We start from the raw sequence: 24195 nt of genomic DNA, 5'->3' as shown, positions 1-24195 counted from the left end.
TATTCTTTTTTTATATAGAAAAGGAGGACGCTAATGAAAACGGTATGGAAAATATCCTTAGCAACCGGGGTACTGGCAGGCAGCCTGTGGGCTGGTTCTCTGCTGAATGTTACTGCTGATGGTGCAGGTGTTGGTTCCCAGCCAGGTACGGCTGATGATCCGGTGGTCACCAAAAGCTATGTTGACCAGCAGATTCAAAAAGCTCTTCAAGGCGTTGGTACAGCAGCAACTCAAGCACCTGTGGCTACTGCTACACCTGCAGCTACGGCCGCACCGGTTGCAACAGCAGCCCCAGTTCAGAGTGGAGTGGCTGTAGAAATCGTTGATGTTAAACCGGGCCAGTTTTTAATTGCCGGAGCTGGTGCTGAATTTATTGTACGGGCCGGCAAAGCCGTTATTTATTCGCAGGACAGCAATGGTGTTGCTGATCTGACAGCTGGTGCAGATCTTCTTAACGGAACTGCCGCACCATCCAATCATTTATTATCTTTCCCGCGTGATGGCCGGGGAATATCTGTTCAAGAGGGCCAGACGCTGGGACTGGTCGTTATGGTTCGCGGACCGTACACTCTGAAATAACTTTTTTTGTTCTTACTATATAATAAGAATGCCCGGCAGGATAAATTTTATACCCCGGAACTCTTTCCCACACCTGACAAACATTAACCCGATTTAAAGCTATGGTTCAGGTACACAATACTTCCTGTAATTCTAAACAATCATTCAGGAGGTGCTGTATTATGGCACGTACTAATCGCACAGTAGTACCGGAAAGCCGGGCGATGCTGAAACAAATGCAATATGAAATTGCAGCAGAATTCGGGTTATATGGTCATTCTTATGGCGGAGGAGCAGATACTGAATTTGCTTCTGAGCTGGGAGCGCTAGGAGGATCCGGCGGGGTAGATCGGACTCCATATCTGGGTCATCTGACTTCCAGAGATAACGGATCTGTAGGCGGAGAAATTACAAAGAGGCTTGTGAAGCAAGCTGAGCAGTCTCTTTTCTGATCATAGCGAAACTTGCCTTTAATTGACACCATACGGCAAATAAGATAATATGACTTTTGAGGAAAGCCTTAAACCTTTTCCATATGGAAAAGGTTCATTTTTTGAACTGGCAGTAATTCATTATAATAATATTTATAATTATTTGACCTGTTATTTGTTAAGGAGCCCCCTTATACAGTGTCAGACTAACAATATGGGAGGTTGAGGTACATGTCTATTAAAGGACGTCATTTGTTTACTTCCGAGTCTGTAACGGAAGGGCATCCGGATAAAATCTGTGATCAGATTTCTGACGCGGTTCTGGATGCCTTTTTGGCTAATGATCCGAATGCACGCGTAGCCTGCGAAGTGGCTGTGGCCACCGGCCTTGTACTGGTCATCGGCGAGATCAGCACCAAATCGGAATATGTCGATATTCCATCCATCGTCCGTAATACCATTAAAGAGATCGGCTATACCCGGGCAAAATTCGGTTTTGACTATAATACCTGCGCGGTATTAAGCTCACTGAACGAGCAGTCTGCTGACATAGCACAAGGTGTTAATGCTGCACTTGAAAATCGCGATCCTGCACAGGTTGCTGAGGAAACCGCAAATATCGGTGCCGGAGACCAGGGGCTGATGTTTGGTTTTGCAACAAATGAAACACCTGAGCTTATGCCGCTGCCGATTGCATTGTCACACCGGATTGCCCGCCGTTTATCCGAAGTCCGCAAAGACGGCACTTTGGAGTATTTGCGTCCGGACGGCAAGACACAGGTTACCGTCGAGTACCAGGATGAAAAGCCTGTACGTGTTGATACCATTGTAGTGTCAACTCAGCATGCTGAGGAAATGACGCTCGAGCAGATTCAGGCAGATATTAAAGAGCATGTTATTTTGCCGGTAGTTCCTGCTGAACTGCTGGATGAGAATACAAAGTACTTTATCAATCCTACAGGACGTTTCGTTATTGGCGGTCCTCAAGGGGATGCCGGTCTAACCGGACGCAAGATTATTGTAGATACTTATGGCGGTTATGCCCGTCATGGCGGAGGCGCATTCTCCGGTAAGGATCCGACCAAAGTTGACCGTTCAGCCGCTTACGCTGCCCGTTATGTAGCGAAGAACCTGGTAGCTGCCGGACTTGCGGACAAGTGCGAAATTCAACTGGCTTATGCAATCGGTGTAGCTAATCCTGTCTCGATTAATGTGGATACATACGGAACAGGCAAAATCAGTGAAGAGAAGCTGGCTGAGCTGATCAGCAGCAGCTTCGATCTTCGTCCTGCCGGCATTATCTCCATGCTGGATCTGCGCAAGCCGATCTACAGACAGACTGCAGCTTACGGACATTTCGGACGTACTGATGTGGATCTTCCATGGGAACGTGTAGATAAAGCAGATATGCTGAAAGCAAAGGCCGGAGTCTAGACTTTTTATAAGATAAGAAGATATTTGTTTCATTCAATACAGACAAGCTCGCAGACGGTACTTCTTTGAAGAAGACTACTGGCTGTGGGCTTTTTTGCGTTATTGATGAGCTGAACGAGGCTGAAGCGGCCGGAAAAGCAGATGCCTTCTAAACTTTGGAAGCCTGGAAGCCGAAATATAAGGATATGTATACAGACGAGAAAGTATGGCTTGAGAGGAGTCTTTAGCGCATGAAAAGGAAAATTACAATCTGGACAGCACTTATTCTGGCTGGAAACCTGCTGCTCAGTACCGGTTACCCGTCTATTGGGTTTGGCAGCCAGACGGCACATGCCGCAAATGAATTTAACGTCGGAATCTCCCCGGCCCAGGGAGAGATGAATGTAAATGTTAGCTCAAATATCAAGCTTAGCTTTGATAGGCTGGTAAGTCCGCAAAGCGGAAACATCACAGTTACGGCACAAGGGGCGAGCGAGCCGTATGTTACGATCCCGGTAGGGAGCTCTGGGCTGATCAGCAGTGCGACGGAGTATCAAGTCAAATTAGGCAAGGAACTTGAATATAACAAGACCTATACGGTTAATGTGCCAAAAGGTATGTTCAAAGATAGCCTGGGACTTGAATCGTTAGCGGCCTCTTCAATATTCACTACTGCTCCATCTATTAATTCGGCTATAACTGCAACAGAATACACTCCGGCTAATTATTCACGGGTTGACAGCAGTCTCACCCAGCTGAGCTTGAAGCTAAACAAGAAGCTGCAGAAGGGCGGCGGATCGATCAGACTGATTGCTTCGTCGGACAATACTGTGGTTCAGGAGTTTAAAATCAAAGATGGTGAGCCTTATGTCTATCTGAATAATGATAGCGCAACCTCAACTACAACTGTATCACTGACCTTAACAAATAGGCTTACCGCCGGCAGCAGCTACTATGTGCTGATTGATCCGTATGCACTGAAGGATGATGATAATAAATCCTACACAGGCATCAGTACGGGGAATGTCTGGAGCTTTTCGGTCAAAGGCTCGGCTGTGCCGGGGATATCGGTATCTCCATCAAACGGGGCAGGGGCTGTACCGGTATCCACAGGTATTCAGCTTACGTTTGACCAGCCGATGATGCCGGCTGCGGGGGTCATATCTGTGTCGCCAAGTAATACGGCGAATGCCAGATATTTTAACGTGAATTCTGCTTCGGTAACGGGAGGGGGAACCCGGTTTATTAAGGTTGCTTCAGCTTCTGCGGCGAATCCGCTGTTAAGCAACACCCAGTATACGGTGACTATTCCGCAGGGGGCATTTTATGATCAGGATGGCAATGTGTTTCCGGCTTCCGGGCCTTACACATGGACATTCACTACTACTTCGCTTACAGGTTTCGGAATCACCTCACTAAGTCCGGCTGACCGCAGCGAGGTTGTACAGATCAACCAGCCGATCAAAATTGCCTTCAATCAGGCAACTACCTTAACTGCGCAGAATGGGGTAGCCCTCTATAAGAGCAACGGAACTAAACTTTCAACGACTGTAAATCCAAGTGCAGACTCAAAGGAGTTTACTATCGTTCCTTCAGCAGGACTGGATAATGATACTGTTTATTATGTCGATATTGCACATGGAGCATTTGTCGATAGCAACAACAATCCGTTCGAAGGCTTTAATGGGCGAAATGCCTGGAGCTTTAAAACAGTGGCTCTGGATAAGACAGCCCCGCTACTATCTTCTGCGTCACTAGAAAACAACCGTACCATCCGCCTGAAGTATGATGAAGCGCTCAACTCTGGCGTCTCTTTGATGCTGGGCAGCTTTGCTGTTACTGTTAATGAGGAGAAGCGCAATATTGATAGTGTTTATATTCAAGGGGATAGTGTCTACGTTACGCTCAGTACCGGTGTAGCCGTAGGCCAAGTCATTAGAATATCTTACATCCAGGGAATAAGAATGATAGAGGATTTAAGCGGAAACGCAGCAGCCTCCTTTACAGCACGTGTGGTGACCAATAACATCCAGTCTGTGCTTCCTACACCAAAGGATGGAACCCTCACCGGCAAAACACTGGTGCTGAACTTTAATGATCAGCTTAGAACAGCCTCGGCTGCCGGCTACATCCAGTTCAATGTGTATGCGGACGGCACTTCACTGGGCGTTAACTCTATGAGCTCCAGCGGTTCATCCATTACACTCGGACTAAACAATGTTGCAGCGAGCGGGCAGAACGTCCGGGTAACGTACTATGCCGGCTCTTATCCGCTGCAGGATCAATACGGGCAAAATATAGCCAGCTTCAGTGATTTCTTTGTCCGGAATTCCAGTGATAATGTGGCGCCTGTCTACCAGAGTGCTTCGGGGTCAGATAAGCAAATTGTCCTGACTTATAATGAGGGTCTTTCTCCGAACAGTCTGCCGCTGGTCAGCCAGTACTCGGTACTGGTCGGGAGCACCCCTAACTATGTGACTAACGTAGCCGTGAGCGGCAATCAGGTAACACTTACTTTAGCGAGTGCCCTGTCAACAGGCAGCTATACCACCGTTTCATATGTTCCGGGAACAGCCGGAATCAGTGATCTGAATGGTAACCGGGCCTCTTACATTAATCTTCAGCCGGTATCTGTCTCCGGTAGCAGTGTAACCACCGTGCCGAATATTAGCTCAGCAACAATAACAGGGGATGAGCTGTCCGTTAATTTCAGTAAAAGCATGCAGGCTAGTTCCACGCTGCATAGCGGCCAGTTCGCTGTCAGAGTCGACGGCAGCACGGTAGGTGTGCAATCCTTTAATGTATCGGGATCGACGATGAAGCTCGTTCTATCTACTGTAGTTAGGGCAGGCCAGACTGTTGATCTGTCTTACATGACCGGGGCAGGCAGCATCCTTGATCTCAGCGGAACTGCGCTTGCGTCGTTTACAGCTCTCGCTGTACAGAATCTGACCGGAACGGCAGCGTCCACATCCAGCCGCCCGGCCTATCTGGGCATTCTGGCTGCCAGTGAATTCGGCAAGGAATATCCGCTGCTCAAAAGCGATTCCGCGACTACAGCAGATGACCGCTCCGTATATAACCAGATAGTCAAACGGTATGTGCTTGCAGCTGACCGCCTGACTGCAAGTTATGAGTATCTGCACAAGCTGGGTACACCATCCCTGGTATTCGAAGTGCCTCAGACAGAGCTTGCCGCTTATGTGTCGGTGCCGCTAAAGCCGCTGCTCGATGCGGTCAACCGTAACAGTAAATCAGCTTTCGGCATCCGGTACGGGGATACCTTGTACAATCTGGCGCTGGATGATGTGAACATGAACAGTCTGGCTGCAGGTCTAATTGCAGACAGCAGCACAATATCGCTTGTCATCAGACTGGAAAAGGTACCTTCCGGCACATATACGCCGTTTGAGCAAAAGCTTAGAAGCCAGGGACTGCAAACCGTCACCAGCCTGACGGATATCCGCATGAGCGCTGTAGTAAGCGGTAATTATTCTAACGGTACGGTCCTAAGTTCCCCGGGGGAGTACACGGTACGGACGACCGCTACCCTAATCAGTGACCAGACCTCGGCAGCCAGACTGGATCTTGTCTATTATGATGCCGCGTATCTGCCGACGAAGATCAGTTCGGCAGGCAGCTATACCGTAATCCGGGCGAATACAACAGGAAATCAGGTGGTTGGTACATTCCTGTCAACCCGCAGCTTTACAGATATGAGTAGGCACTGGGCCAAGTCGACTGTAGCATTGCTTGCCGCCAAAAATATTATCGACAGCAGTTACGGTACTACGTTCAAGCCCGAGCAAAAAGTTACACGGGCTGAATTCGCTGTTATGCTTAGCCGGGGGCTTGGGCTCCTGGGCGACCGGGAAACGGCACAGCGCTTCAGTGATATACAGTCTTCAACCCAAACCGGTGATTATATTGGCGCAGCAGCCAAAGCAGGAATTATTACCGGGAATACTGACGGCACGTTCCGGCCGAATGACAATATTACCCGTGAACAGCTGGCCATCATGATCATCCGTGCAATGGAGTACACAGAGCATCCGATCACCCTGAGCGGTACGCCTGCCTCTGCGCTAAGCGCATTTAAGGACAGAAACAAAATACAGAACGCGGCTGCCGAATTTGTGGCAAAAGCGGTACAGGAAGGGATTATCCTGGGGATGACCACGACGGAATTTCAGCCTCAGGGCAATGCCACCCGGGCTCAGGCTGCAGTTATGCTGCAGCGGATGCTGGGTATGGCCGGTTACCTTTAGAATAGGTTTGCTTATAAGTGAAGCCCCGTGTAAGCGGGGCTTTTTTATGTTGTCTGCAGTTTCTGTAGCAGTAATGAGAAGGGGGGAATCTAGCAATATTCGCAACTTTTCGTTGAAATTTCAGTCTATTTAATAGTAAAGGGGAAGTAGATGCCTGTTTTTTGACTTCATAATAGACGCTGGACAGTGAAAGAGTGCGATTATAAAAAGAGATGGGAGAGTTACACTGAAATGAATGAAGTTTTCATGGGGAACAGTGGTAAGAAGCCGGGACGGGGAACAGGAAAGCCGGCGGCAAAACGCTGGATTGCAGCATCATTGGCCGGAGTGCTCTGGATTATGCCGGTGATTGGAAGTGAGGGACTGCCGGGTTTGGGAGCAGGTACAGCACCTGTAGCCCAGGCGGCAGCCAGTTCTTTTACAGTTACGAAGCTGGGTGAAGAGGTCATTACCTCCGGTGCGATGATGATGAAATATAAATACACCGCACTGCGTTCAGGCAAAAGCGCAACCGGACTGGCGGATGTCATCCGTGTGGATTTGAGCAATCCTTATGTTTCCCTGGATGTAATGACCGGCAAGGGCGGTAATCTGACTACCCGGCAGAGCACGGGCGGTATGGCGGCGGAAACGGGAGCAGTAGCGGCTATTAACGGGGATTACTTCAATACCGGCGGTGAGGGGGCACCGATCGGAGGGCAGGTATCCGGCGGAGTCCTGGTATCGACACCTTCGCAGCTGGATGGAATGTATGCCTTCGCAGTAACCAAGGACCGTAAGCCGGTCATTGATGAATATACGTTTGAGGGTCTTGTTACTGCAGAGGACGGGTCCCAGTTCCCGTTATCCGGTATTAACAAGGGGGCTTATAGCCCTGAAGGCGGCAGTTCCACGTACAGCCATGCCAATGCTGCCTATATCTATACTGATGCCTGGACCGCTTTGGACCGGCCAAAGAACAGCTCAACAACACCGACTGAGGTGCTGGTGCAGAATGATGTTATTACGCAAATTTCTCTGGATGCGGCACTGCCTATGGCCGTTCCGGATGGTGCATATATCCTGCGGACTCACGGTCTGGCTGCACAATTCGTCAAAGCCCATCTGACGGTAGGCCAGAAGCTTAGCAGTGTATACTCGCTGAAATCGAAAACGACACAGCAGTCCGTAGATCCGGCGAGTCTGCAAATGATGATCGGCGGACATACCATTCTGGTTAATGGCGGCAAGGCGGCGGCCTTCTCGCGTTCGACTTCCAGTATCGGCGGCTACCGGGCAAGGACAGCGCTGGGATATTCCCAGGACGGCCGTTACGTCTATATGATTGCGGTAGAGGATAACGCTAACAGCGCCGGGATGTCACTGACAGAGCTGCAATCCTTTATGACCAATATCGGAGTCTGGAAGGGATTGAACCTCGATGGAGGGGGCTCTACAACCATGGTAGACCGCCCGCTGGCCGAAACGGCGACTACACTTACCTTCAATACAGAATACGGCACAGAGCAGCGCAGCATTGTCAACGGCCTGGGAGTATATACTTCAGCTCCGCAGGGAGCGGTAAAAGGAATCAAGATCAGCGGCAGCTCAGTACTGCTGATAGGACAAAAAGCCAGCTATACGTTAAAAGGCTATGATACCTACTATAATCCGATAGACGTATCCTCGGGTAACCCGGCCTGGACATCGAGCAACGGCAGCACGACTGTCAGCGCAGGTGAAGTAACGGCAGTTAAAGCCGGAACGGCCACATTGACCGCTACCAGCGGAACAGCCAGTGCCTCCACTAAGGTAACCGTCTTGGGAGGAGAGGATCTGGCAAGCCTGTCTGTTGGCACAGCTACGGCCCCTTTGACAGCGGGCACGACCGTATCGGTCCCGGTTACAGCCGTTTCTAAAAGCGGGGCGTCCCTGACTGTGCCGGCTTCGGCGCTGAAATGGGAGATGGTCGGTTTTAACGGGAGTGTTCAGAACGGCAAGCTTACGGTTACTTCGGTCAATGCGGGCGTAACTACAGGCTATGCAATTGCCCGGTATGACGGCTTCAGTACAGCGGTTGTACTATCTACTGCAGCAGCTACAGCCTGGGAAGATTTCGAAAATGTGAGCTATCCGATTGCCTTCACTACAAATGCAGCTGGCGTCACCGGAACAGCAGCGGTTGTGGCCGGATCGGCTGAACGTGCGGGCTCCAAGGTGCTGTCACTCAGCTATGACATGACGGCAGGCAGCGGAAAAATGTATGCCTATGCCCAGTTCAACGGAACCACCGGCAGAAGCATTCCAGCAGCGGCAACCTCGATGTCACTGGATGTTATGGGCGATATGAGCCTTAACTGGCTGCGGGCTGAGGTCGTTGATAATGCAGGAACAACAGCATACATTGATCTGGCTAAAGTGATTGACTGGAATGGCTGGAAGAGCCTGAACATCGACCTGTCGGGCTCGGGCATCAAGTTCCCGGCAACACTCAAAAGAGTATATGTAGTCAATGTGGAGGAAGGGCAGGACGAACGGGCCAAGACCGGTACGGTAGGCTTTGATAATATTTCCTTTGTTATGCCGTCCCTGTCCAGTGAAGCAGGACTTCCGAAGGCAGCGGCCTCCATGGTCATCGGTTCAAAGTCTCTTACGGTTAACGGCACCAAGAAAGCAATTGATGTCGCTCCGATCGTTAAGGACAACACCACTTATATTCCGATTAAATATGTAGTGGATGTCTTCGGCGGCAGCGCAGCCTGGGATCAGAACACCAAGAAAATCATGGTGCTGCGGGGGGCGAAGGCGCTCGATCTGACCGTCGGCAAAAAGGAATATGTACTGAACGGGAAGCGTCAAAGTGCAGAAGTAGCTCCTTTAATCCTAGACGGCAGGACTTTAGTACCGCTTAGACTCGTCTCGGAGCAGCTTGGACTGACCGTAAAATGGGAACAGAAAACGAAGACCGTAACTATCGAATCGTGATATGTTAGTATAAAGGAAAGCCTTTAATACGATCCGATAGAAATGGGGCAAGCATCCGTGGAATTTCAGGCCGATGCGATAGATCGCGTCATTAAGAATACCATCGACGTGATGGAGAGCAGCAAGTATCAGATTTTTGAAATAATGCATGTTGCCCGGGACGAGCTTGTTGCACTCACAAAAGAACTGCAGAGGGTTATGGAAGAAACGGATGAAACATTGCAAAAAGTCGATAAGCTGGAGCTGCAGTATCACCGGTCACGGATCCGGCTGACGGAGGTCAGCCGTGATTTTGTCCGTTATTCGGAGAAGGATATCCGGATTGCTTACGAAAAAGCGACCGAGCTGCAGCTTGAGCTTATGATGACAAGGGAACGGGAGATTTATCTGCGGAGCAGGCGGGATGAGCTGCAGCTGCGGGTCCGCAGTGTCGAAAATTCTGTTGAGCGCGCTGAATCCATAGGTTCGCAAATGAGCGTTGTTATCGATTACCTGGCCGGAGAAATGGGACAAGTCACGCGAATTGTCGAAACGGCAAAAAACAGGCAGCTGATCGGGCTTAAAATTATTTTGGCCCAGGAAGAGGAGCGCAAAAGAATTGCCCGGGAAATTCATGACGGTCCTGCTCAAATGCTGGCGAATCTAGTCCTAAGGACGGAAATTGTAGAAAGAATGCTGGTAAAGCAGGAATTTGGCCTGGTGCAGGACGAAGTAATAGATTTAAAGGGACAGGTCCGCTACAGTCTGGAAGAAATGCGAAAGGTTATTTTTAATTTGCGTCCAATGGCGCTGGATGACCTTGGGTTGATTCCAACCCTCCGCAAGTATGTACATGACTTTGAGGAAAAAACCAAAATCCGTACCACCTTCGAAACAAGGGGCAAGGAGCACCGCCTTTCTTCCGCCATGGAAGCTGCCGTTTACCGGCTTGTGCAGGAAGGGTTAACCAATGCTGCGAAGCACGCTTATCCGAGTTACGTTCTGGTAGAAATTACTTATCAGGCGCAACTGATCAAGATTGTCGTAAAGGATAACGGGCTGGGCTTCAATGTGAAAAAGGTGAGCGAGCAGGGCAGCCGGGAAAGCTTCGGGCTGGTCGGTATGCGGGAGCGTGTAGAACTGCTTGAAGGCAGGATGGAAATCGAGTCAGCGGAGAATCAGGGAACAACAATCGTAATTCACATTCCGACAAATGTGGAAAAGGGGAAGGAGTAATGTGATGGAGAACCAAAGCTCTGGCAAATTGCCGATAAAAGTACTTTTGGCCGATGATCATCAGTTGTTTCGCGAAGGGCTTAAACGGATTTTAAATATGGAGGACGACATCGAAGTTATTGGTGAATGCGGTGACGGTATTCAGGTACTGGAGTTCTGCAACGTCAACAAACCGGATATTGTGCTGATGGACATCAATATGCCTGTTGAAAATGGGGTTGAAGCTACACAGAAGCTCCGGGAAATGTTCCCGGATGTAAAGGTTATCATTCTGTCGATTCATGATGATGAGAGTTATGTATTCGAGACACTGCGCAAGGGTGCCAACGGCTATCTGCTGAAGGATATGGAAGCCGAGTCGCTGATCAATGCCATCCGTTCAGTATGTGAAGGGCATGCGTTCATTCATCCTAAAGTTACCGGTAAATTGATCAACCAGCTGCGCCGTATGACTTACCTTAACGAAACAGGTGCTATGGCTGAGACTCCGGTCAAGGAAGCGGGCGTGAAGTTCGTTGCGGGCGACAATAATCCGTTGACCCGCCGTGAGGCAGAGGTGCTGCGTCTGATGGCTGAAGGCAAGAGCAACAAGAATATCGGAGAATACCTCTTTATCAGTGAAAAGACCGTCAAGAACCATGTCAGCAGTATTCTGCAGAAAATGGAAGTTGACGACCGTACACAAGCCGTAATCAACTCGATTAAATACGGCTGGGTTACCCTATAACCGGCATAACGTTAACTGAGCGTTTTGGAGAATCCAAATGATCCGGAACAACATTACATAACGGCAGGGAGCTCTTTGTCATCTGCCAGCGTATTGTTCAGTCGCAGTTATATTCGAATTTTGCAAAATGCTGATTTAAGTAAATACCCGGAAATAGGCAGTCTGACCCTGTCCGCTTTATGATCGCCTTTAGAGCGGACGGGCTTATCAGGCCGCAGGAGACCATGGGCAGTCACCGACCTCGGAGCACCGGCATATAGTGTCGGTATAAGAGGAGGTGCATCTCCATGGTAGCCCAGTTAATATGGATTGCGGCTGTTTATGGATCGGCAGTAGCTCTCGTTCATATCCTGAAACACCGGGAACGTAACCGGCATGCCGGACGGTTCAGCAAGCGGCTTCATTATATTCTGATTACCCGTAATCATGAGGCGGTAATTGAAGGGTATATCCGGATGCTTGCCTGGCGGGCATTCCGGGCGGGCAAAGCCTACCAGGTAACTCTGATGGATGATGAATCCTGGGACAGCACGGTAGCCGTAGCAGTCAGACTGGCCCGGAGCGGCTCCGCAATTGAATTCGTACCGCTGATGCAGCTTCAGGGTATGCAGGAACGGCAGACCGTAATAGATCTGCGGATGCCGGGAAGCGGGGGATCGCAATCGACACGCGGCGAATATTAATTCAATATGCAAGAAACGGGTGAAGCACACTCTCCAGTCCGGGGGAGTGTGCTTTTTTGTGTTTTCCTGATTGCTAAAGCTATAGCGGCTAGAAAAGAAAAGACAATAGAGGGGGATGTGTTATTCAGGGCCTTTATCCGGATCAGCGCTTATGCTGACCGGGTGGTTATCTTATAAGCGGGGGGCGGCATTTAATGAGAGTTAGTGTCTATGCAGCGGCAACAGAAGGGCGCTGGAAGCTGTGGATCTCGGTGTGTCCGGCGGTGGACTGGTTATGGTGGGGCGGGAAGAGAGGGTTCAGCTGGAATTGCAGTAAGGCGGATGGACTTGTGATGCTGTCAGCCGGAATGCCTCTCGGGTGGGGGGTGAAGCTTAGGGAGAGAATTGATTACAGCTATGCTATGCAGAAATGGACAGCAGCAGAATGGCGGGCCTGTATGATAGATATTCTTAAAAAGGAGATCCGGGCAGAGGAAACAGCCCGTGGGCAACGGATGGAGGAGTGGGCTTGGAAGGTATTCGATGTACGGGAAATGCGGGACGGACGGGCCGGATGGAGTGAGCGTGATGCAGGCGGGCAGAGAAGTGAAGAGGATTTGTGGTTTGATGCCCCCGGCTGCATGCAGGAAGTGAGTCATTCTGCAGACTGTCTTGTGGCACTGCTGTCCGGCCGCTCCCTTTTGCAGCCGGAAGTGGAGGCCCTGCTGGTAGAGCAGGCTGAAGGAGCTGAAGGGCGCTGGAGGGCTGCTGCCCAGCTTGCATATCTGCAGGGACGGCTTAAGCTGGAGGCCGCTGTAGGTCATGAAAGCGTGAGTGGCGGAGGCAGAGCGGATGATTATAGCGGAATGGGCAGCCTCCGCTGGAAGGCGGTGCAGGCGGCGCTTCGCCTGCCGCTGCTGCTCACGCGCGGCGCTGCCCGCCGCCGCGCGGATGCGCGCTGCCTGCGCTGCGGCAGCGCAGCCACGGGCCGCACGCCCTGCGCTGCGTGCGGCCTGCTCTGCTGCGCCTATTGCGAGGCCTGCCTCGCGCTCGGGCGCAGCCGGTCCTGCGCGCTGCTGATCCGCAGCGCGGCCTCTCCGGCCGTGCGGTGCACAGCGGCCGGGACCAGCCCCACCGTAGCGGCGCGCCGGTGGGGGCTTAGTGCAGCCCAGGCGGGGGCCGCCGGAGCTGCACTGGGGTTTCTGGCTGCGCGGGGGAGACGCGCAGCCGGGCGGGGCCCAGAGCGGTTTCTGCTCTGGGCGGTGACGGGAGCGGGGAAGACGGAGATCACCTTCCCGCTCCTGGATGCAGTGCTCGCCGCCGGAGGGCGGGCACTGGTGGCTACGCCGCGGCGCGACGTCGTGCTGGAGCTGGCCCCGCGGCTGGCGCGGGCCTTCCCGGCAGCGTCACTGGCCGTGCTGTACGGCGGCAGCCCGGACCGCTGGATACCGGGCCGGATTACCATCGCCACTACGCATCAGCTGATGCGGTTCTACCAGGCCTTTGATCTGGTCATCATTGATGAGCTTGATGCGTATCCGTATCACAACGATCCCATGCTGGCTTTTGCAGCCGGACAAGCCTGCAAGCCGGACGGAGCCTTTATCTTGTTGTCAGCAACGCCGCCCCGGAAGCTGCAAAGGCAGGCCAGCTTCGGCAGGCTGCCGCATGCAAGAGTGCCGGTTCGCTTTCACGGTCATCCGCTGCCGGTGCCGCAGTATTTGACGATGAATCCGGTACATCTATGTATCAAAAAGGGCAGGCTGTCCCGGGCATTTATAGAGGCACTGCGCAGATCGCTGGCAAGGGAGGCACAGGTGTTTCTGTTTGTGTCACGTATTGCCCATATTGAGCCGCTGCTGATGCTGCTGCGCCGGATTTTCCCTGACGTCCGTATAGAAGGCACTTCTTCTCAGGATCCGTTCCGGCCGGCCAAAGTATCGGCCTTCCGTGATCGGGAGATTAAAATCCTGATTACCACAACCATTCTGGAGCGGGGCGTGACTGTCCCGCGCAGTGATGTTTACATTCTCGATGCAGACAGCAGCCTGTTTGATGAGGCATCACTCGTGCAGATGGCGGGGAGGGCAGGACGTTCTCAGGAAGACCCCGCAGGCACGGTGCTGTTTCTCTCTCCGCAGTGGACGAGCTCCCAGCGCAAAGCGATTGCCCAGATCCGTACGATGAATGCCATTGCCCGCAGGCGGGGATACCTGAAAGGGAGGAAATGACCATGAATCCTTTAAGCGATTGGATAACCGGTATCCGCTCCTTACTTGCTCCCGCAATCATCTGCTGTCTGATCTGCGGTAAAAACGGCCGTCCGTCAGCCGGACTGCCCGGCATTTGCAGAGGCTGCGAGGCTGGTATCCCCTGGATCCGTCAGCCCCGCTGCCAGACATGCGGCCGCCACACCGGCTGTCCGGATTGCAGCCGGAGCGGCCAATCGGCACCTATTCTCTATAACCGGAGTGCAGTAGCCTATACACAGGTGATGCGTGAATTGCTGGGACGCTATAAATACAGGGGGCATGAACGGCTTGCACCGTTGCTCGGTCTGATGCTGGATCGTGCATACGCACAGCTAAAAGTTTATATAGACCACCGACAGAGCTTCACACAGATCCAATCTCAGCGGTTGCCTGAACAGCATTTCTTTCGAAAAAAGAGGGCCAACCCAGCGAGCCTGTGGCACGCCGACCTGCTTGTTCCTGTGCCCGTCTCGGATTCGCGCCTTATGGAGCGCGGCTTTAACCAGGCTGAGCGCCTGGCAGATGTGTTGTCCAGAGTCAGGGGGATTCCGCAGCTTCCGCTCCTTGTCCGTACCCACCATACCGGCAAACAAAGCTTTAAAAGCAGGGCAGAGCGCATCGCAGATATGAAGCATGCTTTTGCCGCAAATTCGGATAAGACAGTCAGTGGACAATTCAGGAGCTGGCTGTCTCAAATAAAAGATCCCGGCCGGCCGCTGCAGATTCTCATTATTGATGATATTTACACTACAGGCAGTACCATTCGCGCGTGTGCAGAGGCGGTACAGCTTATATGCACGGGTCATAGAAGAGATGCAGAGATTTATAGCCTGACGTGGGCCCGGTCTTAATGCAGTATAATCAAAAAATAATTCTAGCCGATAGTAATCATAGACTAAGCGTTTGCAATCATGTAATCTAAGCATAAGTTCATTATGCAATGCACAAAATGTAAGGGAAGGAGCCGCCGGTAAAATGAATGTAGACAATTGTCCCAAATGCGGCCGTTTATACGTTAAGAATATTATGGAACTTTGCCAGCCCTGTATCAAAGAGCTTGAGAATCAATATGTGATTTGTGCAGAGTACCTGCGCAAGAACCGTGGCACCAATATTCAGGAGCTGTCCGATGCTACTGAAATTCCTATTAAAGAGATCACCCGGTTTATACGCGAAGGCCGGATTTCTATAGCGAATGCTCCGAACATGATGCTTCCTTGCGAAGTGTGCGGGACATTGATCCGCGAAGGGCATATGTGCGACAGCTGCCGGTCCCGTTTAAGCAAGGATCTTAATAGAGCGGCAGCTGAAACTGCGGCTGCGAGTGAAAAGCCTAAAAGTGGCAATAACGCTGCATACCGGGCCGTGGATAAGTTCCGCAATTAATAAAATCTTGGAAAAAACGTTTTCAGCTATAAAGATTGATTCAATAAAGGCCGATAAACTTAGTAAAGATTATCGGCTTTTTTATTTTAAAAGGAAGGTGGAAGTTATGAAAATTAACGAGACCGGACGAATCAACCCCATTAACCCGTATCAGCGCAATGCGGAAGCACAGCGCCAGGAGCAGATCAAGAAAAGTTCACGCAAGGACGAGGTTTCAATATCGGATGAAGCCATCCAGCTTCTGAAAGCCCAGAACAGCGGCAAGATTGATGCAGAACGTGCAAACAAGATCGAGAGCCTGAAACAGCAAGTATCCGCAGGTACCTACCAAGTTGACGCAGCCAAACTCGCAGACTCACTCGCCCCCTACTTTAAGCAATCCTCCGAGAATTAGGTGAATTCATCCATGGCATTGACGAAATTACTTGAACTCCTTGAGCGGCTGGATGACACGCATCTTCAGATGCTTGATCTGGCCGCAGTCAAGAAGCAGACGATTATGGACAACAGGGTCGATGGCCTGATTGACGTCATGAACCGGGAGTCCAAGCTGATGAAGCTGATTGGACAGCTTGAGGAGCAGCGTGCAGAGGCTGCCTATACCTTCTTACAGGGAGTAGGCATACGATCCAATCTGAACCTGAACCTGACCGAGCTGTCCCGGCTTGTATTTGATCCTGAAGACAAATCGCGCCTGCAGCAAATACAGCAGAAGCTGTCTAGCACAATGCTTCGCTTAAAAAAAGCCAACGAGCTGAACCAGAAGCTGATTGAGCAGTCGCTTACTTTTATAGACTATTCCCTGGATTTGCTTGTCGGAAGACCGAACCAGGAATTTACGTATCATCATCCGGCTGACAAAGGATATACCAGTAACCGTTCAGGACTTTTTGACGCCCGCGGATAATGAATCTTATATATTCCGCATTGCCGGAGCAATCATAGGGAGGAATAAGCAGTGACATCCACATTTCATTCGATAGAGACGGCAAGGCGGAGCCTTTTTACCCAGACTGCTGCACTCAACACTACCGGACATAATATTGCTAATGCAAACACAGAAGGCTACACCCGCCAGCGTGTGAATATGAAGGCTGCTATTCCGATCGAGGCATATGGCATGAATAATTCGGCGATGCCCGGTCAAATGGGAACAGGCGTGGAGTTTACATCCATTCAACGGATTCGTGAGATGTTTCTGGACGACCAATACCGTGGGGAGAATGCTGCAAGTGGCAACTGGACCATTCAATCCGATACGTTAGATAAGCTGGAAGCGATCGTAAATGAACCTTCGGACACAGGGATTCGCACAGTACTCGATAACTTCTGGAAATCCTGGTCTGATCTGAGCAAGAATCCGGAAGATCCTACAGCCCGTAAGATTGTAGTGCAGACTGCACAGTCTCTTACGGATGCCATGAATTATATGAGTACTCAGCTTAGTAATCTGGACCGGGACCTCAATAGCAATATTGATGTGAAGGGTAAGGAAATTCAGAGCTATCTAAGCTCCATTGCTGATTTGAACCAATCCATCTTCAAAATAGAGGGGATGGGTGATCAGGCCAATGATTTGCGCGACCAGCGTGATTTATTGACAGACAAGCTCTCCAAAATTATTAATATTACGGTATTGGACACAGATGCCGGATACACGATCTCGCTGGGCGGACAACCCCTTGTCCAGGGAGCAACTGTGGCCGCAAACGTGGACAACGCTTTTCTTGATAACGCTTATGCTGCAGGAGATCTCAAAGCGGGCGAAGCCTATGGTATGATTTTCTCCAGCAAAACGTATGTTGCAGATTACAAAAAGCAACTGGACGCGATGGCTGACACTATTGCTAATGGAGAAGTTCAGGTTACGATTCCTTCAGGCTCAAATCTTCCGGCAGGCACTACTGTACTCAAGGATTCTGAAATCATTAACCCGGACGGAAGTAAGACTGTATTACTGGCAGGTTCAACGGTTCCTGTTCCGCTCACCGGGGATTTAAAGACTACAGTCAAGGGACTCAATGGGTTGCATCAGTTGGGATATGCGCTAGACGGCAGTTCAGGCAGAGATTTCTTTACTCCTTCTGTCGCAGGAGAACCAATTACTGCAGCTAACTTACGCCTGAACCCTGAAATTGCCGCTGATCCGACTCTGTTTGCAACTTCACTACGGACCTCAACGAGCAGTGATGGTACCGTATCCGTTATAAAAGGAAACAACACTTTGGCACTTCTGTTCAGTAATATGAAAGACAACAATACGTTTACTACAGCTGATGGAACCACCACCGGTACAGTCGGCTCCTATTTAAGCTCCATGGTGGGCCAGCTTGGGATTCAATCTCAGGAGGCTACACGCCAGGCGAGCAATTCGGATTATCTGGTGGAACAGGTTAATTCCAGACGGCAATCGGTAAGCGGGGTTTCTCTGGATGAGGAAATGTCGAATATGCTGGTGTTCCAGCATGCTTACAGTGCGGCTGCCCGCTTTATGACAACATATGATGAGATGCTTGATAAACTAATTAATTCTACCGGCACAGTCGGCAGATAAAGGAGGTACATCTAATGTTGAGGGTCACCTCCAATATGATGAATTCACAGCTGCTGCTTAATTTGAACCGTAATGCACGTACGATGAACGATACTCAGCTGCAATTGGCCAGCGGACGTAAGATCAACAAGCCTTCTGATGACCCAGTAGGCATTACCTATTCGTTACGTTACCGAGCTGAAATCTCTTCAAACGAACAGTATACCAAGAATGTGGACAGTGCACTGTCATGGCTTGATTACAATGATACTGTGTTGGGACAAGCCGGAGATGTGGTCCAAAGACTGCGCGAACTTTCAGTTAAGGCTTCCACGGGAAGTAATCCACAGTCAGCATTGGACAGTATCAATGAAGAAGTGATGCAGCTCAAGGAACAACTTGTAGATATCTCTAATAGTAAGCTTAACGGTAAATATATCTTCAATGGTGAGCAATATACTACCAAGCCTTATGATTTTGCTAAAGGAGCTGATGGTACCTATGATACAACACAGAACATCACTACTGATGCCGGGCAGATTCAGTATATTGTAGGTGAGGGCGTGCAAATGCCGATTAATATGACTGGTAATGATATTTTTGGTGCTACAGGAGAAACAGATAATTTATTTTCAATAATCAATAACCTATCATCTGCTTTAAAGTCAGGTAATCTTACGGGCATTTCTAACCAAATTGATAAGATTGATACCCGAAATGAGAAGATTTTATCGGCACGCGCTGAGATAGGCGCCAAAACCAATCGTGTGGAATTAATGCAGGATCGCTTAAGTGATCTGAATATTAACCTGACAGATCTGCAGGCCAAGACAGAAGATGCCGATTATGAGGGACTTATCATGCAATCGAAGATTCAAGAGAATATCTATAATGCATCTCTTTCTGTAGGAGCCAAGATTATTTCTACTACCCTAGTAGACTTCATTAGATAATGGAGGGGTTCTTCTTGCTGCAGCCTATTCTGCAAATTCGACAGAAGCCAGCAATAATCGGGATTGATGCTGATTTAGGTGCGTTTTCTATAACCCAGCCTAAAGCAGATGTTACTATCACGACTATACCTGGAGAATTGAGTGTTCAGTCTACCCGCCCGGAGCTAATGATTGACCAGACCCGGGCACGTGCTGCCTATAATGGTGGCAGCGTGTTAGATATGAACAAAAGAATTTACTCGGGAATACAGCAATTATACCTGCAGGCGATTGCACGTAGGGTTGAGCAAGGGACCCGCATGGCTGAGTTTTTTAAGCCGGGGAATACAATCGCGGATGTATACGGAACGGATACCGAGCCTAATTCATTTCCCGAGCCATGTGGTACGGCGTCCTATGACAATGTAGACATTCATTTTGAGACAAGAGCTCCTGAGATCAGCTTTCGAGCAGCGCAGGTGGATATTCAGGTGGAAAGGCATCGTCCAGAAACGGAGTATACTCGCGGGAAGCTGAATATCTATATGCAGCAGTATGCTTCTATTCAATTTATTCCACCGGAATTGAATGTTCAAATGTAAGGTTATAAGCTATGGATGTGCCAGAGTGCGCTTCTATAGCTTTTGTGCTATCTATTCCCATTTACCAACCAGAATTTTTGAAATAGTTAGTTTTGCTTGCAGAACTTTTAAGGAGTGAATAATTTGATTATAGAAACATATACTATGGGCAATCTTGAAGTGAATGAAGATCAGATATATTATTTTCCAAAGGGTATACCCGGTTTTGATGAGGAAACAAATTTTGCCTTAATCGCTATGCCTAATGCTCCATTTTGGGTGCTGCAATCTGTAAAGGAACCAGGGTTGTCCTTTCTACTGGGGGACCCTTTCGTATTTTATCCTGCCTATGAATTTGAGCTTCCTGATGATGAAGCAGAAGAGCTTGCCATAGAATCGGAAGTGCTCGTACGTTGTATCCTTACTTTAAAAGAGGATATAGAATATTCAACTATAAATCTCTTAGCACCAATCGTTATGAATCCAACCGGGCTGACCGGTAAACAGATTGTTCTCCACCGGGCACCTTATCACACAAAGCACAGGCTGTTACAATCACAGTCAGCATTATACGGAAAGGATGGTGGATGATATGCTCGTACTATCCCGCAAAAAAGGAGAGACTATCGTCATCCAGGACCAAATTGAACTGACGATCTTAAGTGTGGAGGGTGACACTGTAAAGGTCGGCATCTCTGCTCCGAAGCATGTCGATATTTTTCGTAAAGAGGTGTATCTCTCGATACAGGAGTCTAACAGGGAGTCTGTGGCACCACAGCAGTCAGAATTAAATGCGCTGATTGATCGGCTTCGTGTACCGCAAAGTTACGAATAAATTCAATTAGGTAAATCAGGAGGTATCTCAGCAGTATTTACAAGGCTGCTAAGATATCTCTTTTTTAATTTTGAAATAAATCCCTATTAATTTCAAAAAACTTTTAAAATACTCTAAACAGTTGAGGGCTGGACGTCGATATATGTATTAGGCACTGAGTCGGCAGGGCGGCCGACCTTAATGGCTCAGCGTTTACCACATGGACGTGGAACTAACTTAATTTCAGGGAGGAAATATCAAATGATTATCAACCATAATATCGCGGCGCTGAATACTCACCGCCAACTGTCTGCTAACACAGCCAATACTAACAAAAATATTGAAAAATTGTCTTCCGGTCTTCGCATCAACCGTGCGGGGGATGACGCTGCAGGTCTGGCAATCTCCGAAAAAATGCGCGGCCAAATCCGCGGTTTGGATCAAGCTTCCCGTAACTCGCAGGATGGCATTTCCTTGATTCAAACAGCTGAAGGCGCACTGAATGAAACTCACAGCATTCTGCAACGTATGCGTGAACTGTCCGTTCAATCCGCGAATGATACGAATACTGCTGGTGACCGTAGTGAGCTGCAAAAAGAAATGAACCAATTGAATTCGGAAATTGACCGTATTCAGTCTACAACGCAATTCAATACCAAAAACTTGCTGGATGGTTCTATGGGTAGTGCTGTGAATACTGCTGTAGCAAATGTGAATACAAACGCTGCAATGAAGGACTCTGTTGGTGCTGCAATTGTGGCTGGTACTTTGCTTACAAACCTTACTGATTCAAATGGTAATAGCTTAGGGATTACTTCGAATGACTCTATTACTGTTTCTTACGTAAAGGATGGAACAACAGTTTCAAATACCTTTGCTGTTAGTGCTGCACTGACAATCGCAGCAATTGGTACTACTGATGGTGCAACAGATGATGCTCTTACAGGATTCTCTGTGAGCACTGGTTCAGCTATACTGACTGCAACTAATTCTGGTACTACAGGTGCTGTGAATGGTTTGACAATCACAATTAAAGATAGTACTGGGAATGTTCGTACTGCTGCAACTAATGCATTGTCTTCCTTCTCAGAAACTACAGCAGCAGCCAATAAGAGAACTGATGGTTCGGCAACGTTCCAAATCGGTGCAAATACTGGTCAAACAATGAGCTTGTCTGTTGAAGATATGGGTACTTCGGCTCTCGGAGTAAAGGGACTCCAAATTTCTACTCAAGCTCAAGCAACTGTAGCAATTAAGGTGATTGACCAGGCGACTCAGAAAGTTTCCAGTGAACGTTCTAAACTGGGTGCTGTACAAAATCGTCTGGAGCACACCATCAACAACTTGGGAACAGCTTCTGAGAACCTGACAGCTGCTGAGTCCCGCGTTCGTGATGTTGACATGGCGAAAGAAATGATGCAACAAACCAAGAATAATATCTTGGCTCAAGCTGCTCAAGCTATGTTGGCTCAAGCAAACCAACAGCCACAAGGCGTGCTTCAACTGTTGAGATAATTAGGTTTAAAACTCGCGAAAAATTTGTTACAATCCAAAAAAGGGATAGCCCCACATTGTGGGGCTATCTTTCTATACTTAACTAAATTAAACTGATATTACAATTGACATTTTAGTAAATAAGGAGAATCCTGCAAATGTTATTGAATAGAAATATAGAAGTTCTATCTCGGAATGCCGATCACTGGATCTGTGAGCAAAAAGAAGCAGGTTTTCGTGATGATTTATTTAGTGAAGATAGTGATGGTAACGAATTCATTGTTTATAACAACCAAACACTGTTGGTAAAGAGGGAAATTGAAAAATCTAGTTTGCCCAACCCATTAAAAAGAGAGCTAATATTTGTAATGGGCATTAATTCTGTAGAAGAAATAGAAAAGCTAATTCAAACCATGAGCAAAGAGTCTTTTCTGATCATATTTGAACCTAACCCTAGCTTCTTTAGTTATGCTTTAAATAAAAGGGATTTGTCGTTTTTTGGTAATTTGAATGTGATCCTCTTTGTTGATGAGTTGAGTAATCTGTCGATTTTTCTGGATAAATTATTTTCGACCAATCTTATCTATTACCTTAAGAGTATGAGGTTTTATTTTACATATTTCTACAGAAACTATGCGGTGGATATATGTACCTATTTGGTAAGAGCAGTTAAGGAAACTGCAAAATATAAAGCCATGCTTTTTGGGAATTCTATTGAGGACAGTTTGACGGGATTTAGACATAACATGAAAAACCTGCCGCATTTAGTCCATTCAAAAGATGTTTCTCACTTGAAGAATATATTTAAAGATTTACCAGCAATAGTAGTAGCAGCTGGCCCATCTCTTAATAAAAATATAGAGCAATTAAAGAGCCTTACATCAAAGGCTGTTATAATTGCTGTGGACACGATTGCCCAAAGGCTTTGTGAAGAAGGGATTATTCCAGACTTTATTTGTTCAATTGAGCGTGATAAAGAAACTTACACCTATTTCTATGAAAATAAAAACTATCCTGCTGAAATAACGCTTATATCCCCCCTACTTCTTTATCCTGGGATCTTTGAGGAGTTTAAGGGTGATGTCATTATCCCGATGCGAGAAAATGTAGGGGAATATGTTTGGCTCCAAGAGACCTTGGGATTAAAGGGTGATAATTCAATCAGCATTGGCTTGTCTTGTGCACATGTTGCTTTTGGATTTGCAGAACATATTGGTGCCTCGCCGATAGTGTTACTCGGTCAGGACCTTGCTTTTGGAGGTTCTGAAGAGGAATCCCATGCTGGAGGAACAATCTACGACAATAAAGAGTTCACTAATGAAGTGTTTTCTGCAATTAATAAAACCTATACTGAAGGTTATTACGGAGGAACAGTCCCCACAACAGATATTTGGATTAATTTCCGTAAGTGGTTTGAAATAGAAATTTTCAATGAGAACATCGTTGTTATAAATGCGACAGAAGGTGGAGCTAAAATTGAGAACACCATCCAAATGAGCTTATTAGAAGTCACTGAACGTTATTGTTCCCAAGATATAAAACCAGTTAAAGAAGTCATGAAAAGTGTGGCGGAATATCCTCTGGATAGAGTGCAAATGAAATTGATGCTGAAGGAACAAAAAAATAGGTTTATCAGTATGAAATTTGAATTTGGGGAACAGTTAAACGTTATTAAGGGTTTAAAGATTAATAACCGTTTATCAGAAAAACAATTACTACAAGTGGTAGATAAGCTTAGTAAAACAGATGCACTATTTGGAAAGGTAAAGGATGATTGGCTTCTTCGTCATAATTTACAGCCAATAATGATGAGTTCTTTGTGGAACTTGTATGCGTTAGAACAAACGTTGTCTTCTTCCAATTTAATTGCGAACAGAGATATACAAATGGAATTTCTTACAGTCAGTGTTTTTGTTCTAGGGGAAATTATCTCTATTATTGAGGAAAGTTCAAATAACCTTTAAT

The 24195-nt window shown here is 48.3% G+C and carries 20 protein-coding genes; all 20 read left to right on the top strand.

The annotated features are described in order from the left end of the window. Nucleotides 1-33 precede the first annotated feature (33 nt). The 20 genes from AC4G46_RS29985 (at nucleotide 34) to AC4G46_RS29890 (ending at nucleotide 24194) form a co-directional block, all read left to right on the top strand. Nucleotides 34-579, top strand: a complete 546-nt coding sequence (locus AC4G46_RS29985) for a hypothetical protein (RefSeq protein WP_491125842.1) — start codon at nucleotides 34-36, stop codon at nucleotides 577-579. A 161-nt stretch (nucleotides 580-740) separates the two neighbouring features. Next, nucleotides 741-1010: an alpha/beta-type small acid-soluble spore protein gene (locus AC4G46_RS29980; RefSeq protein ID WP_491125841.1), complete on the top strand. Its 270-nt coding sequence runs from the start codon at nucleotides 741-743 to the stop codon at nucleotides 1008-1010. 210 nt (nucleotides 1011-1220) lie between these two features. Continuing rightward, nucleotides 1221-2423, top strand: a complete 1203-nt coding sequence (gene metK / locus AC4G46_RS29975; protein ID WP_491125840.1) for a methionine adenosyltransferase — start codon at nucleotides 1221-1223, stop codon at nucleotides 2421-2423. 230 nt (nucleotides 2424-2653) lie between these two features. Next, nucleotides 2654-6670, top strand: coding sequence for an Ig-like domain-containing protein (locus AC4G46_RS29970; protein ID WP_491125839.1), 4017 nt, complete (start codon nucleotides 2654-2656; stop codon nucleotides 6668-6670). A gap of 246 nt (nucleotides 6671-6916) precedes the next feature. Continuing rightward, entirely contained in the window at nucleotides 6917-9634 is a 2718-nt protein-coding gene (locus tag AC4G46_RS29965) for a stalk domain-containing protein (RefSeq protein WP_491125838.1), read from the top strand. 57 nt (nucleotides 9635-9691) lie between these two features. Beyond that, nucleotides 9692-10849 carry a sensor histidine kinase gene (locus AC4G46_RS29960; protein WP_491129009.1) on the top strand — a complete coding sequence of 386 codons (1158 nt, stop codon included), beginning with the start codon at nucleotides 9692-9694 and terminating at the stop codon, nucleotides 10847-10849. Nucleotides 10850-10853: 4 nt separating this feature from the next. After that, complete coding sequence (locus AC4G46_RS29955) at nucleotides 10854-11576, top strand: response regulator transcription factor (protein WP_068728002.1); 723 nt, start codon at nucleotides 10854-10856, stop codon at nucleotides 11574-11576. A 287-nt stretch (nucleotides 11577-11863) separates the two neighbouring features. Then, nucleotides 11864-12259, top strand: a complete 396-nt coding sequence (locus AC4G46_RS29950; protein ID WP_491125837.1) for a hypothetical protein — start codon at nucleotides 11864-11866, stop codon at nucleotides 12257-12259. A 194-nt stretch (nucleotides 12260-12453) separates the two neighbouring features. Next, nucleotides 12454-14469 carry a helicase-related protein gene (locus AC4G46_RS29945; protein ID WP_491125836.1) on the top strand — a complete coding sequence of 672 codons (2016 nt, stop codon included), beginning with the start codon at nucleotides 12454-12456 and terminating at the stop codon, nucleotides 14467-14469. A gap of 2 nt (nucleotides 14470-14471) precedes the next feature. After that, the gene (locus AC4G46_RS29940; protein ID WP_491125835.1) at nucleotides 14472-15341 is read left to right on the top strand and encodes a ComFC family protein; all 870 of its coding nucleotides are present in this window, start codon (nucleotides 14472-14474) and stop codon (nucleotides 15339-15341) included. Between the two features lie 124 nt (nucleotides 15342-15465). Beyond that, nucleotides 15466-15876: a TIGR03826 family flagellar region protein gene (locus tag AC4G46_RS29935; RefSeq protein WP_491125834.1), complete on the top strand. Its 411-nt coding sequence runs from the start codon at nucleotides 15466-15468 to the stop codon at nucleotides 15874-15876. Next, nucleotides 15815-16270 (top strand): flagellar biosynthesis anti-sigma factor FlgM, encoded by a 456-nt coding sequence (flgM, locus tag AC4G46_RS29930; protein ID WP_491125833.1) that lies wholly within the window; start codon nucleotides 15815-15817, stop codon nucleotides 16268-16270. The genes AC4G46_RS29935 and flgM overlap by 62 nt, the downstream gene beginning before the upstream one ends. A gap of 12 nt (nucleotides 16271-16282) precedes the next feature. After that, nucleotides 16283-16783, top strand: a complete 501-nt coding sequence (locus AC4G46_RS29925) for a flagellar protein FlgN (protein WP_491125832.1) — start codon at nucleotides 16283-16285, stop codon at nucleotides 16781-16783. A 51-nt stretch (nucleotides 16784-16834) separates the two neighbouring features. After that, nucleotides 16835-18430 carry a flagellar hook-associated protein FlgK gene (flgK, locus tag AC4G46_RS29920; protein WP_491125831.1) on the top strand — a complete coding sequence of 532 codons (1596 nt, stop codon included), beginning with the start codon at nucleotides 16835-16837 and terminating at the stop codon, nucleotides 18428-18430. 14 nt (nucleotides 18431-18444) lie between these two features. Continuing rightward, nucleotides 18445-19362 carry a flagellar hook-associated protein FlgL gene (gene flgL / locus AC4G46_RS29915; protein WP_491125830.1) on the top strand — a complete coding sequence of 306 codons (918 nt, stop codon included), beginning with the start codon at nucleotides 18445-18447 and terminating at the stop codon, nucleotides 19360-19362. Between the two features lie 14 nt (nucleotides 19363-19376). Next, the gene (locus tag AC4G46_RS29910; RefSeq protein WP_491125829.1) at nucleotides 19377-19943 is read left to right on the top strand and encodes a DUF6470 family protein; all 567 of its coding nucleotides are present in this window, start codon (nucleotides 19377-19379) and stop codon (nucleotides 19941-19943) included. 123 nt (nucleotides 19944-20066) lie between these two features. After that, entirely contained in the window at nucleotides 20067-20513 is a 447-nt protein-coding gene (locus AC4G46_RS29905) for a flagellar assembly protein FliW (RefSeq protein ID WP_491125828.1), read from the top strand. A 1-nt stretch (nucleotide 20514) separates the two neighbouring features. Beyond that, complete coding sequence (gene csrA / locus AC4G46_RS29900; RefSeq protein ID WP_491125827.1) at nucleotides 20515-20757, top strand: carbon storage regulator CsrA; 243 nt, start codon at nucleotides 20515-20517, stop codon at nucleotides 20755-20757. 240 nt (nucleotides 20758-20997) lie between these two features. Further along, entirely contained in the window at nucleotides 20998-22251 is a 1254-nt protein-coding gene (locus AC4G46_RS29895; protein WP_491125826.1) for a flagellin N-terminal helical domain-containing protein, read from the top strand. Nucleotides 22252-22388: 137 nt separating this feature from the next. After that, nucleotides 22389-24194 (top strand): motility associated factor glycosyltransferase family protein, encoded by a 1806-nt coding sequence (locus AC4G46_RS29890; protein ID WP_491125825.1) that lies wholly within the window; start codon nucleotides 22389-22391, stop codon nucleotides 24192-24194. Nucleotide 24195 lies beyond the last annotated feature (1 nt).

The sequence above is a fragment of the Paenibacillus sp. fava2 genome (assembly GCF_058313675.1).
This window is presented reverse-complemented; position numbering and strand designations above follow the sequence as displayed.

Excerpts from the sequence above, each read along its gene's own strand:
- AC4G46_RS29980 (WP_491125841.1), top strand. The coding sequence starts at position 741 with ATGGCACGTACTAATCGCACAGTAGTACCGGAAAGCCGGGCGATGCTG.
- flgL (WP_491125830.1), top strand. The coding sequence starts at position 18,445 with ATGTTGAGGGTCACCTCCAATATGATGAATTCACAGCTGCTGCTTAAT.
- AC4G46_RS29950 (WP_491125837.1), top strand. The coding sequence starts at position 11,864 with ATGGTAGCCCAGTTAATATGGATTGCGGCTGTTTATGGATCGGCAGTA.
- metK (WP_491125840.1), top strand. The coding sequence starts at position 1,221 with ATGTCTATTAAAGGACGTCATTTGTTTACTTCCGAGTCTGTAACGGAA.
- AC4G46_RS29985 (WP_491125842.1), top strand. The coding sequence starts at position 34 with ATGAAAACGGTATGGAAAATATCCTTAGCAACCGGGGTACTGGCAGGC.
- AC4G46_RS29925 (WP_491125832.1), top strand. The coding sequence starts at position 16,283 with ATGGCATTGACGAAATTACTTGAACTCCTTGAGCGGCTGGATGACACG.
- AC4G46_RS29955 (WP_068728002.1), top strand. The coding sequence starts at position 10,854 with ATGGAGAACCAAAGCTCTGGCAAATTGCCGATAAAAGTACTTTTGGCC.
- AC4G46_RS29945 (WP_491125836.1), top strand. The coding sequence starts at position 12,454 with ATGAGAGTTAGTGTCTATGCAGCGGCAACAGAAGGGCGCTGGAAGCTG.
- AC4G46_RS29965 (WP_491125838.1), top strand. The coding sequence starts at position 6,917 with ATGGGGAACAGTGGTAAGAAGCCGGGACGGGGAACAGGAAAGCCGGCG.
- AC4G46_RS29890 (WP_491125825.1), top strand. The coding sequence starts at position 22,389 with ATGTTATTGAATAGAAATATAGAAGTTCTATCTCGGAATGCCGATCAC.
- AC4G46_RS29895 (WP_491125826.1), top strand. The coding sequence starts at position 20,998 with ATGATTATCAACCATAATATCGCGGCGCTGAATACTCACCGCCAACTG.
- csrA (WP_491125827.1), top strand. The coding sequence starts at position 20,515 with ATGCTCGTACTATCCCGCAAAAAAGGAGAGACTATCGTCATCCAGGAC.
- AC4G46_RS29935 (WP_491125834.1), top strand. The coding sequence starts at position 15,466 with ATGAATGTAGACAATTGTCCCAAATGCGGCCGTTTATACGTTAAGAAT.
- AC4G46_RS29940 (WP_491125835.1), top strand. The coding sequence starts at position 14,472 with ATGAATCCTTTAAGCGATTGGATAACCGGTATCCGCTCCTTACTTGCT.
- AC4G46_RS29970 (WP_491125839.1), top strand. The coding sequence starts at position 2,654 with ATGAAAAGGAAAATTACAATCTGGACAGCACTTATTCTGGCTGGAAAC.